The organism is Rhodanobacter sp. G2-10 (assembly GCF_055809185.1).
In genome coordinates, this window is the sequence record NZ_CM147900.1 from 2035316 (window position 1) to 2048989 (window position 13674).

The 13674-nt window shown below is 64.3% G+C and carries 12 protein-coding genes and 1 pseudogene; 9 read left to right on the forward strand and 4 right to left on the reverse strand.

Translation table 11 applies throughout. The annotated features are described in order from the left end of the window. Window positions 1–29: 29 nt before the first annotated feature. Complete coding sequence (locus AC0L58_RS09385; protein ID WP_473682731.1) at window positions 30–1712, reverse strand: serine hydrolase; 1683 nt, start codon at window positions 1710–1712, stop codon at window positions 30–32. 151 nt (window positions 1713–1863) lie between these two features. On the opposite strand from AC0L58_RS09385, the gene AC0L58_RS09390 reads away from it, so the two are divergent. Beyond that, window positions 1864–2643: a phosphatase PAP2 family protein gene (locus AC0L58_RS09390; protein WP_473682733.1), complete on the forward strand. Its 780-nt coding sequence runs from the start codon at window positions 1864–1866 to the stop codon at window positions 2641–2643. A 143-nt stretch (window positions 2644–2786) separates the two neighbouring features. Here AC0L58_RS09390 and AC0L58_RS09395 read toward each other — a convergent pair whose 3' ends face one another. After that, the gene (locus tag AC0L58_RS09395) at window positions 2787–4340 is read right to left on the reverse strand and encodes a POT-type proton-dependent oligopeptide transporter (protein ID WP_473682735.1); all 1554 of its coding nucleotides are present in this window, start codon (window positions 4338–4340) and stop codon (window positions 2787–2789) included. Window positions 4341–4740: 400 nt separating this feature from the next. Between AC0L58_RS09395 and AC0L58_RS09400 the strand changes: the two genes are divergently transcribed. The 3 genes and pseudogenes from AC0L58_RS09400 (at window position 4741) to AC0L58_RS09410 (ending at window position 5882) form a co-directional block, all read left to right on the forward strand. After that, the gene (locus AC0L58_RS09400; protein WP_473682737.1) at window positions 4741–5148 is read left to right on the forward strand and encodes a guanyl-specific ribonuclease; all 408 of its coding nucleotides are present in this window, start codon (window positions 4741–4743) and stop codon (window positions 5146–5148) included. An 80-nt stretch (window positions 5149–5228) separates the two neighbouring features. Continuing rightward, a pseudogene (locus AC0L58_RS09405) lies at window positions 5229–5528 on the forward strand (barstar family protein); the annotation flags it as partial. Between the two features lie 90 nt (window positions 5529–5618). Then, complete coding sequence (locus AC0L58_RS09410) at window positions 5619–5882, forward strand: RNA-binding S4 domain-containing protein (protein ID WP_473688668.1); 264 nt, start codon at window positions 5619–5621, stop codon at window positions 5880–5882. 27 nt (window positions 5883–5909) lie between these two features. Here the strand turns inward: AC0L58_RS09410 and AC0L58_RS09415 are convergent, their stop codons facing one another. Then, window positions 5910–6722, reverse strand: a complete 813-nt coding sequence (locus tag AC0L58_RS09415) for an arylamine N-acetyltransferase family protein (RefSeq protein WP_473682739.1) — start codon at window positions 6720–6722, stop codon at window positions 5910–5912. 186 nt (window positions 6723–6908) lie between these two features. Between AC0L58_RS09415 and msrA the strand changes: the two genes are divergently transcribed. The 5 genes from msrA (at window position 6909) to AC0L58_RS09440 (ending at window position 12920) form a co-directional block, all read left to right on the forward strand. Continuing rightward, window positions 6909–7622 carry a peptide-methionine (S)-S-oxide reductase MsrA gene (gene msrA / locus AC0L58_RS09420; RefSeq protein ID WP_473682741.1) on the forward strand — a complete coding sequence of 238 codons (714 nt, stop codon included), beginning with the start codon at window positions 6909–6911 and terminating at the stop codon, window positions 7620–7622. Between the two features lie 133 nt (window positions 7623–7755). Further along, window positions 7756–9603 carry an ABC transporter ATP-binding protein gene (locus AC0L58_RS09425; RefSeq protein WP_473682743.1) on the forward strand — a complete coding sequence of 616 codons (1848 nt, stop codon included), beginning with the start codon at window positions 7756–7758 and terminating at the stop codon, window positions 9601–9603. Window positions 9604–9678: 75 nt separating this feature from the next. Then, window positions 9679–11568, forward strand: coding sequence for a DNA topoisomerase IV subunit B (gene parE, locus AC0L58_RS09430; RefSeq protein WP_473682745.1), 1890 nt, complete (start codon window positions 9679–9681; stop codon window positions 11566–11568). Between the two features lie 127 nt (window positions 11569–11695). Continuing rightward, entirely contained in the window at window positions 11696–12289 is a 594-nt protein-coding gene (locus tag AC0L58_RS09435; protein WP_473682747.1) for a fasciclin domain-containing protein, read from the forward strand. A 109-nt stretch (window positions 12290–12398) separates the two neighbouring features. Then, window positions 12399–12920, forward strand: coding sequence for a 3-hydroxyanthranilate 3,4-dioxygenase (locus tag AC0L58_RS09440; protein WP_473682749.1), 522 nt, complete (start codon window positions 12399–12401; stop codon window positions 12918–12920). Between the two features lie 60 nt (window positions 12921–12980). Here the strand turns inward: AC0L58_RS09440 and AC0L58_RS09445 are convergent, their stop codons facing one another. After that, the gene (locus tag AC0L58_RS09445; RefSeq protein WP_473682751.1) at window positions 12981–13523 is read right to left on the reverse strand and encodes an NUDIX hydrolase; all 543 of its coding nucleotides are present in this window, start codon (window positions 13521–13523) and stop codon (window positions 12981–12983) included. Between the last annotated feature and the right edge of the window lie 151 nt (window positions 13524–13674).

Here is a 13674-nt window from a genome sequence, read left to right on the forward strand (position 1 = left end):
GAGGGTGCCGCGGAAGGCACCGTGGTGATTCATTCTTTGGACGCTTTGGCTTCAGCGGTGCTCACTGGTACCAGCCGCAGATCCTGGAAGTCGAAGCTGAAATCGGTCAGCGGCGAGATCGGCTGCATGCGCATCTCGCGGATATGGCCGTCCATGTCCAGCGAGAAATAGACGAACGCGTCGGCATCCAGCAAGCGGTCATCCCAGCGCACGGTGAAGCTGTCGTGCTGCCACGGCGTCATCGTGCCCACCAGCTGCTTGGTCTTGCTGAAGCGCAGGCGCAGCTTGCCGTGTTCCTGGCTGATCACGACATCGCCGTACCACGGGTCGCGATACGTGCCGGCATAATCGGCCAACGGCAACGACGGCTTGCTGTGCTTGTCGCGCGCCTTCTCGTGCTTCGCCACGCTGTCGTCGGCCTTGGCCTCGGCGTGTTTCACGGCCTTCTGGTACACCGCGACCCAATCGGTCTTGTTCGACGGATTCAGGTACGCATCCAGCACGCGGTAAGTCACCGCATTGAACGCGGCGCCGGACTGCTGGTTGGTCAGCACGACCACGCCCAGCTTGAGTTTCGGCACCATCGTCACGCGCGACACGAAGCCCGGCCAGCCGCCGGTATGCCAGACCAGCTTGTGGCCCATGTAGTCGCCGAGAAACCAGCCCTCGCCGTAGCCGTAAAAATCGGGCGTGAGCTGGGCCATCTCGGGAATCGACGGCTTCTTGATCGGAATCGGAGTCAGCATCGACCACATCTCGTGGTGGCTCTTCTCGGAAAACACGCGCCCGCCATTCGGCAGCGCGCCGCCAGCCAGCTGCACGTTCATCCACTTCGCCAGGTCGTGCACGCTGGCATAGATGCCGCCGGCACCCGGGTCATTGAGCCAGGCCATCGGCGGTACCGGCTTGATGTCCTTGAATTCGTACGGCGCATGGCCGGTGGCCACGTCCATGCCGGGCTGGAGGTAGGTCATGTCGATCAGCGACTCGTCCATGCCGACCGGCTTGAACAGGTGCTCACGCACGTAATCGGCATAGCTCTGGCCGGACGCTTGTTCGATCACCAGGGTGGCCACCGCGAACAGGATGTTGTCGTAGGCGTAGTGGCTGCGGAAACCGTTCTTCAGCGGTACCTGCGCCAGCCGCTCGACCACGTCCTTCGTGGTGTAGGACGTTGGTGGCCAGTACAAGAGATCGCCCGCGCCCAGGCTCAGTCCGCTGCGGTGCGCCAGCAAGTCGCGGATGCGCATCTCGTGCGTCACATAGGGATCGGACATGCGGAACCACGGCAGATGGTCGATCACCCGGTCGTCCATGTTCAGCTTGCCCGCGTCAGCCAGTTGCTGCAGTGCCGCCGCGGTAAATGCCTTCGTGTTGGAGGCGATGGCAAACAAGGTGTGCGCATCGACCTTCGCCGGCTTGCCCAGCTCGCGCACGCCGAAGCCGCGTTCCATGATCACCTTGCCGTTCTTCACGATGGCGACGGCGATGCCGGGCACCTCGAACGTCTTCAGGGTGTCCGCCATGTACGCATCGAAATCGTTCAGTTGCGCCGGCAGCAACGGTCGCACGATGTCGCCGGTCGATACCGGCGGCGGCAACTGCTGCGGTGCGGGCGCTTGTGCCAGCGCCGCGGTGGCGACCATCAGCAGGGTGCAGCAGCCGGCCAACTTCACCGAGAGCGGGCGTGCGGAAAGGAATCGCTGAGACATCGGAGGCTCCCCTGTTGACGATCCCCCAACTATCGCGGCAAACCGCGCGCAAGACCAGCGCTGAAAGTCATGTGCGCGGTTCACTCGACGCGGCCGGTGCCAGCACCGATCATCCGCTCACGACCACAAAGCGAAAGCCCGGATGAACCCCATGGTGGAATGGATCGCTGCCCACGCCCTGCTGCTGTGGGCGCTGCTGCTGTTGCTGGCCTTGCTCGGCGGCGATCTTGCCTGGCGGCATAACGCACGCTGGCATCGTCGCGCGGCGCAGTCCGGCCAGGCGCCGACAGTACTGCGCTGGCAGGTGGGCGTATTCCTGCTGGTGGTGCTGGCCTTGTTCTTCACTGCGATCGCGCTGGCGATATTCGGGAGGCATGGCGCGGTACTGGCGGGCTTCGATGCCGGCCTGGCCGAAAGTCTGCGCGATCAAATGCCGCCCTCCGTGCTGCGGACGGTCGCCGCGCTCACCCACCTGGGAGACTCGCTGTGGGTGGGTTCGGTGGCGGTGCTGGTATTGATGACGCTGCTGTTGCGACGGCACTGGCAGCTCGCGCTCGCCTGGGCGGTGGCGCTGGCTGGCATTGTGCCGATCAACGGCGGTCTCAAGGCGCTCTTTCAGCGCGTGCGACCGCTGCACGACCACGGCTTTGTCATCGAGCCTGGCTGGAGTTTCCCCAGCGGCCATGCCTTTGGTGCCGTGGTGTTCTACGGCATGCTCGCCTACGTGATGCTGCGTTTGTCGCCCCGCTACCATCGAATCATCATTGCTACCGCGGTACTCCTGATCGGCGTGGTCGGCATCAGCCGCATCTTGCTGCAGGTGCACTATTTCAGTGACGTATTGGCGGGATATACCGCCGGCACAGCCTGGCTGGTGCTGTGCATCGGGGCCGCCGAAGTGCTTCGCACCAGGAGCGGAACCTCGCCATGAACGATCCGGGCATTTCATTCGCCAATCCCTGCAATTCCGCCTCGACACGTAGGGCGGGCTCTGCCCGCCAGCTCTTGCTTCACGGCGATGCGGGAAGGCGGCGGGCGGAGCCCGCCCTACGCGCCCCGAGCCTGACAGGGAACTCAGCCTGGCCGGTAGTAGTCCATTTCCCGATAACGACGCGCGTACAAACCGAAGGCCAGTGCGGCAAGCAGCGCAAACGCGGCGAAAAAGAACATCTGGAAGGCGGTGACGCTCAGGCCGGTCGAGGCGATGGATCCCGTCACCGCCTTGTTGCGTACCGCCGCATTGGCCAGCAGCACCCACAGGTTGCCGACCGTCGTGGTGAGGTTCCAGAAACTCATCACCACGCCCTTCATCGACGCAGGCGCCTGGCTGTAGGCGAACTCCAGACCGGTTGCCGAGACCAGCACCTCGCCGAAAGTCAGCAGCGCGTAAGGCAGCACTTGCCACACGATGGAAAGCGGATCGCCGCCTTCGATGACGATCTGCAAGCCGCCCACCACGATCCACGCCAGGCCACTGAACGCGATGCCGGCGGTCATCCGGCGCAGCGCGGTGGGCTCGTAGCCGAGCCTGCGCAACAACGGGTACAGCACCAGGTTGTTGAATGGAATCAGCAGCATCACCAGCATCGGGTTCAGCGCCTGCATCTGCGCCGGCTCGAACCACGACGGCATGGTCATCTCGCCACCCTGGATCACCCAGGTCGAAGCCTTCTGGTCGAACAGCGAGAAGAACGGCGTGGTCAGCGCGAAGATCACCAGCACGCGCAGCACGTTGCGCGCGCCATCGACAGTATGATCCGGATGCACCCCGCGCGCCCGGTCCATTTGCATCCAGGCACCACCGCCGACTCCACCGATCAGCACCACCAGCGCGATGCAGGCCGAGATAACAAAGCCGAGCGCAGGCACCAGCACAAACGAAGCCACCGCCAGCACCACCGCCGCCACCGCCATCCACAAACCCGGTCGCCTTTGTCCCGGGCGCTGCGTCACCAAGGCGGTTCGGATGACGCGCGAGAACGCGTGCTGGTCCGGCGGCCCCGGCGGCACGATCACGTACTGCTTGCGGCCCAGCCAGAACACCACCGTGGCGATGAACATCAGGCCGCCCGGAATGCCGAACGCCACCGCGGCGCCGTAGTGGCGCAGGAACAACGGCATCAGCAGGGACGCGAAGAACGAGCCGAAGTTGATGATCCAGTAGAACGCGTCAAACACCATCTTCGCCAGGTGTTTGTTCGACTGGTCGAACTGGTCGCCCACGAAGGACGCAACCAGCGGCTTGATCCCGCCCGCGCCCAGCGCGATCAAACCCAGCCCGGTGAAAAAGCCCAGCCGGTTATTTTCGAAGATCGCCAGGCAGGCATGGCCGGCGCAGTAGATCAGGCTCATCCACAGCACGGTGTTGTACTTGCCGAAGAAGCGGTCGCTGATCCAGCCGCCCAGCAAGGGAAAGAAGTACACGCCGATCACGAAGGTGTGAAACACATCCTTCGCCGCCAGGATGCGCTGCCCCTCGGGCATGTACAGCAGCAACGTGGTGATCAGGAACGGGGTGAGGATGTTGCGCATGCCGTAGAACGAGAAGCGCTCGCAACCTTCGTTGCCGATGATGTAGCCAATCTGCCGCGGCAGACGGCCCTCGGCGTGCTCGGGGGTGGTGCTCATCTCGACTCCGGGATCGGGGTGGCAGCGCTCGGCGCAGACGCGGATGCCGGAGTGTGCGCAATTTTTTGCGATCGTGGAACCCCGCTCGCACCGAAGCATCTTTGCGTCGGGCCGAGGTAGTGATGCGGGGGAAGCGCAAAGCGCCCCCATCCGCCCTGTCGGGCACCTTCCCCCGTGAACGGAGGAAGGGGAAGCCGTGACGGCTTTTTTGCGGCGCGGATCGCCCGAGACGTTCCTTCCCCCGCAAGGCGGGGGAAGGTGCCCGACAGGGCGGATGGGGGCAGCTCCCCGGAACAACGCAACTCGCACGCCCCGCCACATGATTGCGCAGCTCTGCACGGTCGATACTTGGTCAACGTTGCCCTAAGCTCGTGCCCCGCCCCTTCGACCGCGAGACCGCATGCGCCTGCTCAAACCACTGATGGTGCTGGTCTTCATCGCCCTGGCGGTGACCGCCTGGCAGCGCCACTCCGGTACGCCGCCGATCACGGATGCGCCAGCCCCGACCACTCAGCACCAGCCACCGGGCACCACACAGGATGGCTTGCCACCCGAAGCGCATGCGATGCTGCAACGGATCGCCCGCGGCGGCCCATTCGAGCACCGCCAGGATGGCACCGTGTTCGGCAACCACGAAGGCCTGCTGCCGAAACAGCCGCGCGGCTACTACCACGAGTACACGGTGGAGACTCCCGGACTGCGCAGCCGCGGGGCACAGCGCATCATTACCGGTGGCACCCCACCGGTGACCTGGTATTACACAGACGACCACTACCGCAGCTTCCGCCGCATCGAGGCCAGCCGATGAGCCGGCGCGACGCCGAGCTGGACCTGACCCGGCCCAGCCAGAACGGCGTCTACTTCGTCGGCACCGGCGATCTGGATCGTATGGCTCGCGACGCCACGCGCCATGAACTGCACGCAGCCCGCATCGATCTGGCCGGGTGCCACGACAAGGACGATCTGTTGCACCGGCTGGCCTCGTCCCTGCGGTTTCCCGCCAGCTTCGGCCACAACTGGGATGCACTGGCCGACTGCCTGCGCGACCTGGGCTGGTTGCCCGGCTGGGGCCACGTGTTGCTGTTCGAGCACGTCGACGAATGGCGCCAGGCCGCGCCGATCGAACATGACATCCTGCTCGGCATCCTCGATGATGCCGCGACCTTCGGCAGCGACCACGACAAACCGTGGTTCGCCTTCCTCGCCCTGCCCGACGCGGCATTCGACACTCCGCGCCCGGCTGCCGCGCGCAGGCCACCACGTCCACACGGGAACACCATGCAAACCATCGAATTTGAACTGGAAGGCGATTACGTCGAGCTCAACATGCTGCTGAAACTGGTCGGGCTCTGCGACAGCGGCGGCGCCGGCAAGGCGATCGTCGCGACCGGTGCAGTCAAGATCGGTGGCGCGGTCGAACTGCGCAAGACATGCAAGGTCTATGCGGGACAGGTGGTCGTCATCGACGACACCGAAATCCACGTCATGGCTGACCCGGAGGGCTCGAACGATGGCCGTCCCGGGAGCCATCGGCCACATTGACCCAGCGTGAGGGCTGGCCTGGCCGATTCAGGGCAGATTCTCCAGCCGCCGGTCGATCTCCGCGCCGGCAGGGATGCGCAGCAGAAACTCCTGCTCGACCACCTCGCGCAGCTCCGCCACGTCGCGCAAGATGCGATGTTCAGGCTCGCGTCCGCGCCGACGCAGCGTGAATTCGCGGTTGAACAGGCTCAACCGACTGTCACGCGGCGTGCGCCCGAGCATGAGATTGTTGACGAAGCGCGAGGCGGGATGGGTCGATACGTAGTGGTTGGCCACCACGTAATCGATCATCGGCGTGGGGCGCAGCTCAAAGCGGTACAAGGTGCGCCACTCGCCGTGCGTCAGCGACTGCATGCGCCACTCGGCGTCACGCCTGAGCAAGCGGAACGGTTCATGCCCGGTCGCCTGCTCGATATCCGGCTGCAACCGCAACGCACCGGTGAGCACATGACCGCCGAATCCGACATCGACCAGCCAGCCTTCGCCACCCAGCTCCACACGCAGCAACATGTGGCTCTGCGGGGTCTGCGCATCCTCCGGCTGCCCCCACAAGACACGCGCAATCAGGCCGGTGACCTCGAAGCCGACCGCTCGCAGCACCGCCTCGAACAACAGGTTCTGCTCGAAACAGTAGCCGCCGCGCCCCTCCTGCACCAGCCTGCGCTGCAGTGCCACCAGCTCCAGATCCACTGGCAAGCCCAGTAGCGGATTGAGGTTGGCGAAAGGAATCGTCGCGACATGTGCCATGGCCAATCCGCGCAGGGTCGCCAGATCGGTCGCCACGGCGCCACGCCAACCAATACGGCGCAAATAGGCATCCAGGTCGATTTCGTCAGTCATGTCGTGCTCCGGGCAATCGCCCGCACATGGTATCCATCACCAGGCGCTGCAGGTAACCGCCAGGTACGCGGTGACGAATAACCCCACGAGCGGACTTCGATGCAGGTGCATCCATCTTCGCCCCGTCAACGTAACCAGCCATGCACGCCCACGGTTCGTGCAGGCCCATCGCCAGCGAGGTCACCCATGATTCGCCATCGCGTATTCCGGATCTTTCCCCTGGTCGCCGCCATGCTGCTCGTCGGCCTGGCCGCGTGCCAGCCCGTGGCAAGCGCAAGGGCAGTCAGCCGGCTGCCTGATCCCATCGTGGATGCCAGCACACCGTCCGACGGGCACGATCAGGTGGCCGTGCTCGCGGGCGGCTGTTTCTGGGGCGTCGAGGCGGTATTCGAGCACGTCAAAGGCGTGCGCAAGGTCACGGCCGGCTATTCCGGCGGCAGCGCCGCCTCCGCCCACTACGGGATGGTTGGCACCGGCAGCACGGGCCATGCGGAATCGGTGAGGGTCGAGTTCGACCCGTCGCAGGTCAGTTACGGCACCTTGCTGCAGGTGTTCTTCTCGGTCGCCCTGAATCCCACCGAATTGAACCGGCAAGGCCCTGACTACGGCACGCAGTACCGTTCGGTGATCTTCTATGCCAACGCCGAGCAGAAGAAGATCGCCGACAGCTACATCGCCCAACTTACCAGCGCGACATCCTTCGCCGCGCCGATCGTGACCCAGGTCGTGCCACTGCAGGCGTTCTACCCGGCCGAGGACTACCACCAGCATTACTACGACCTGCATCCGGACAATCCGTACATCGTCTACAACGACCGGCCGAAAGTGGAACACCTGCAACAACTGTTTCCCAAGCTCTACCGACCCGAACAGCAGTTCGTCGAGGTCACGCTGCATTGATCCGCTGACTGCATGGTCGAGTGCGCGTTCGTCGAATTGCCGGAGTGCACCGAGCTTCGACTTGCGTGAGGCGGCACGGCCCCCATGTCGGGAACTTCGCGTCCTGCCGCGCGCCTCCTGACATGACCCCCACGTGCCGCCTCACGCAACCATTCCTGCCAATCCATCCACCGGGCCAAGCCGCAGCTTCCTGGGCGTATTCCGCTACAGCGGACGCGCATTGCAGCTGGTCTGGAGCACCAGCCGCGGGCTGACCGTCGCGCTGGCCTTGCTCACCCTGATCGCCGGCCTGCTGCCGGCTGGCGTGGCGTTCGTCGGGGCACATATCGTCGACGCGGTGGTGGCCGCCAGCCGTCTGTGGGCAGCCGACGGCCAGGCATCACTGCGAGCGCTGTTCGAATGGGTGGCGCTGGAGGGTGTGCTGGTCGCGGCACTGGCCGGTGCGCAGCGTGGCCTGTCGCTGTGCCAGTCGCTGCTGCGCGCCCAGCTCGGCCAGCGCGTCAACGTGATGATCCTGGAGAAGGCGCTGACCCTGGAGCTGGCGCACTTCGAGGATTCGGAGTTCTACGACAAGCTGACCCGGGCCCGGCGCGAGGCGTCGAGCCGCCCGCTGTCGCTGGTCACCCGCACGTTCGGGCTGGGCCAGAACGCGATCTCGCTGGTCAGCTACGGCAGTCTGCTGTACCAGTTCTCGCCGTGGGCCGTTGCCGTATTGCTGCTGGCCGGCCTGCCCTCGTTCTTCGCCGAGACGAAATTTTCCGGCGACGCGTTCCGGCTGTTCCGCTGGCGCTCGCCCGAGACGCGCATGCAGCTGTATCTGGAGACCGTGCTGGCGCGCGAGGATCACGCCAAGGAAGTGAAGCTGTTCGGCCTCGGTCCCTTGCTGCTGCAGCGCTACCGCGACATCTTCCACACCCTCTATCGCGCCGATCGCGACCTTGCCGTGCGTCGTGACAGCTGGGGTTTCGTGCTGGGCCTGCTCGGCACGCTGACGTTGTACGGCGCCTACGCGTGGATCGCCGCCAGCACCGTGGTCGCGCGCATCACCCTGGGGCAGATGACGATGTACCTGGCCCTGTTCCGCCAGGGCCAGTCGGCGGTGTCGGCAATACTGTCCGCGATCGGCGGGATGTACGAGGACAACCTGTATCTGTCGACCTTGTACGAATATCTGGAGACACCCGTGCCGCCAGCGGTCGGCACCGTTCAAAAAGGCGCAAAACCCGACGATGGCATTCGCTTCGAGCAGGTCAGCTTCAGCTATCCCGGCGCCAGCGAGCCAGCATTGCGCGATATCGACCTGCACATCCGCCCCGGCGAATCGCTGGCCCTGGTCGGCCAGAACGGCTCGGGCAAGACCACCCTGATCAAGCTGCTGACACGCCTGTATCCGCCCGACAGCGGCCGTATCCTGCTCGACGGCACCGACCTGCGCGACTGGGACGAAGCGGTGCTGCTGCAGCGCATCGGTGTGATCTTCCAGGACTTCGCCCGCTACCAGATGCGCGTGGGCGAGAACGTCGGCGCCGGCGACGTCACCCATTTCGACGACGAGGTGCGCTGGCGCGAGGCCAGCGACAAGGGCATGGCCAGCGATTTCATCGACAGCCTGCCGGCCGGCTTCGATACGCAACTGGGCAAGTGGTTCAACGATGGCCGCGAATTGTCCGGCGGCCAGTGGCAGAAGATCGCCCTGGCCCGCGCGTTCATGCGCTCACGCGCCGACATCCTGGTGCTGGACGAACCCACCGCCGCGATGGACGCCCAGGCCGAGGCCACCATCTTCGAACACTTCCGCGAACTCTCCGGCGGGCGCATCGCGATCCTGATTTCGCACCGCTTCTCCACCGTGCGCATGGCCGACCAGATCATCGTGATCCAGGACGGCCGCATCATCGAGCGCGGCAACCACGAGCAGCTGATGGCGCTGGACGGACACTATGCCCATCTGTTTTCGTTGCAGGCGCAGGGATATCGGTAAGTCAGCCATGTCGGCTTGACCAGCCCCGCCTGTGCGCTCCATGCTTCGTCGTCTTTACCCGATCGAAACTCACGCATGAGCAGTCGCTACAACGCCGCCGATATTGAAGTCCTGTCCGGCCTGGACCCGGTCAAACGCCGCCCGGGCATGTATACCGATACCAGTCGCCCGAACCACCTGGTGCAAGAGGTGGTGGACAACTCCGTGGACGAGGCACTGGCCGGCTACGCGACAACCATCGAGGTGGCGCTGCATCCGGATGGCTCGGTCTCGGTCAGCGACGATGGCCGCGGCATGCCGGTGGACATCCATCCCGAGGAAGGTGTTTCCGGCGTCGAGCTGATCATGACCCGGCTGCACGCGGGCGGAAAATTCAGTGGCAAGAACTACAGCTTTTCCGGCGGCCTGCATGGCGTCGGCGTATCGGTGGTGAACGCCTTGTCCGATCGCGTCGAGGTGAACATCCGCCGCGACGGCTCCGAATACGCGATGGCGTTCGAGCACGGCGACATCGTCAGCCCGCTGGAAGTGATCGGCACGGTGGGCAAGAAGCGCAGCGGCACCACGCTGCACTTCTGGCCGGAGGCGAAGTATTTCGACTCCGCGAAGATCTCGCTGGGCAAGCTCAAGCACCTGCTTCGCGCCAAGGCGGTGCTGTGTGCCGGCCTCAACGTGAAGCTCACCGACGAAGCCACCGGTGAAGTCGTCGAATGGCACTACGAAGACGGCCTGCGCGACTACCTGCGCGACGAACTGGGTGGCAACGAGTTGCTGCCGCCGGAACTGTTCGTGCACCAGATGGCACGCGACACCGAGGGCATGGAAGTCGCGCTGGCCTGGCTGCCCGAAGGCGAGCTGGTGCAGGAAAGCTACGTCAACCTGATTCCCACCATGCAGGGCGGCACCCACGTCAACGGCCTGCGCACCGGGCTGACCACCGCGATCCGCGAGTTCTGCGACATCCGCAATCTGCTGCCGCGCGGCGTGAAGCTGGCACCGGAAGACATCTGGGAGCGTATTGCCTTCGTACTGTCCGCCCGCCTGCAGGATCCCCAGTTCGCTGGCCAGACCAAGGAGCGGCTGTCCTCGCGCCATGCCGCCGGACTGATCGAAAACGTCATCCACGACGCCTTCAGCCTGTGGCTGAACCAGAACGTGAGTACCGGCGAACGCATCGCCCAGCTGGCGATCGAGCGCGCCAGCGCGCGCCTGAAGGCCGCCAAGCAGATCGTGCGCAAGAAGATCACCCAGGGCCCGGCGCTGCCCGGCAAGCTGGCCGACTGCACCGCCACCGACCTGACCCGCACCGAGCTGTTCCTGGTCGAGGGCGATTCGGCCGGCGGCAGCGCCAAGCAGGCGCGCGACAAGGAGTTCCAGGCGATCCTGCCGCTGCGTGGCAAGATCCTGAACACCTGGGAGGTGGAGTCGACCTCGGTGCTTGCTTCGGAGGAAGTGCACAACCTCGCCGTGGCGATCGGCTGCGATCCGGGCAAGGACGATCTGTCCGGCCTGCGCTACGGCAAGGTGATCATTCTCGCCGATGCAGACTCCGACGGCCTGCACATCGCCACCCTGCTCTCCGCATTGTTCCTGAAGCACTTCCCGAAGTTGGTCAGCGAAGGTCATGTGTTCGTGGCGATGCCGCCGCTGTTCCGCGTCGACGTGGGCAAGCAGGTGTTCTACTGCCTGGACGAGGGCGAGAAGGAGGCGATGCTGCAGCAGGTGGAGCGCGAAAAGATGAAGGGCGCCGTCAGCACCACGCGCTTCAAGGGCCTGGGCGAGATGAACCCGCCACAGTTGCGCGAGTCGACGATCCATCCCGACACCCGCCGCCTGGTGCAATTGACCGTCGACGACAAGGAAGGCACTAGCAAACTGATGGACATGTTGCTGGCCAAGAAGCGCGCGGGCGATCGCAAGGCCTGGCTGGAAGAGAAAGGCGACCTGGCCACGCTCGAAGTCTGACCGTCTTGGGTCTTCGCGTGGAGTTCATTTTGCTGAACTCCACGCAGCGCCATGCATCCATATCCATGCCGGTGCCGTATCTCCAGGTGCTTCCAATCCGCGAAGCGGAAAATCCTGGAGAACACCTATGAAGACTCATTCCCGCACACGCGCACTCACATTCGGTCTGTCGATGGTTCTGGCCACCGCTGCCGTGGCGCCGATGGCCATGGCCGGCCAGATGGATTCGATGAGCATGCAGCAGACCGTGATGGTCGGTGGCGCCGCGATGTACCCGTCGAAGAACATCATCCAGAACGCGGTGAACTCGAAGGATCACACCACCCTGGTCGCCGCCGTGAAGGCCGCCGGCCTGGTCGACACGCTGGAAGGCTCCGGCCCGTTCACGGTGTTCGCGCCCACCAACGAGGCATTTGCGGCACTGCCGGCTGGCACGGTCGACAACCTGCTGAAGCCGGCCAACAAGGCCACGCTGACCAAGATCCTCACCTACCACGTGGTACCGGGCAAATACACCGCGCACGACCTGGCCAAGCTGGCCAAGGCGCATGGCGGCAAGGCGATGCTGAAAACGGTCGAGGGTGACTCGATCACCATCGCCAAACATGACGGCAACTGGACCGTGACCGATGCCAAGGGCAATGTGGCTGACATCACCATTGCCGACGTCATGCAGTCCAACGGTGTGATCTTCGTGATCGACAAGGTGCTGATGCCGTAATCACATAACCTGCAACAACCACAACAAGTCGCCCACTTCATCGTCGGGCGGCTTTTTTTGTGGTGATGGCAGCGCTATGGTTTGCCCTGACTTTCGATGAGCAACCCGCATGGCCCTGCTGCCGCCCCTGAACCTCGAGCGCTGGATCGACGAACACCGCCACCTGCTCAAACCTCCCGTAGGCAACAAGTGCATCGTCGACGGTGACTTCATCATCATGATCGTCGGCGGCCCGAACGCGCGCACCGACTACCACTACGACGAAGGGCCGGAGTTCTTCTACCAGCTCGAAGGCGAGATCACGCTGAAAGTGCAGGACGACGGCGTTGCCCGCGACATCCCGCTGCGCGCCGGCGAAATTTTCTATCTTCCGCCACGCGTGCCGCACTCGCCCAACCGCGCCGCCGGCTCGATCGGCCTGGTCATCGAGCGTCGCCGGACTTCTGGCGAGAAGGATGGTTTGATGTGGTTCTGCGAAAAGTGCAATCACAAGCTGTACGAGGAGTACTTCACCCTCGAAAGCATCGAAAGCGATTTCCCGCCCGTGTTCGAACGCTTCTATCGTTCAACCGACGCCCGCACCTGCAACGCCTGCGGCCACCTCCACCCCGCCCCCGAAAAATACACGTAGGGCGGGCTCCGCCCGCGATTCGTCGTAGTGGCGCACGGGAATCGGCGGGCGATGCCCGCCCTACGCCATCCATTTTTGCGCCATGCGTCGCAGCGACACATCCAGGCTCGGATCCTCGGCCACCTCGGCTATCGGTCGCCATGCCAGCGCACGCGATTCGGCATTGGGCGCGAACGATTCACTCCCGGTCGCACGGATCACGAAACGCACATCGTAGTGCCAGTGCTCCGGCTCGCCGCCCCGAGCGGGGATGCGATGGCGGTCGAGGTCGAAAATGCCGCCGTCCAGATAAAGACCCGTCACGCCGGTTTCTTCCTGCGCCTCGCGCAAGGCGACGCCTGCGAGATCCGTATCGCCATCGGCATGACCACCAGGTTGCAGCCAGCGATCGAGTTTGCGGTGATGCATCAACAGCACGCGCATGCCATCGGCACTGACCAACCATGCCGAGCCTGTGAAATGGCCGGCCTGGTTGCTGCGCTCGAAGGCATCCCGATGCGCATGGAGAAAGTCCTTGAACATTGCGACGGTCGCTGCCTCACCATGCCATTGGTCACGGTAGCGCTGGAATGCGTCGATCAGGATCTCGCGGGACGTTTGCATGCGTTTGTGTTGCCCTGGCATGGAACCGGTCGCGGCATGTTTCGCCGCAACATGAATGATGCTTGTACATCCTTTGCTGCATGGGATATGTTGGCGCGCCATTGCCCGGCTCGTCCATTCATCCGCCACAGAGCGGACGCCGGCACACGAA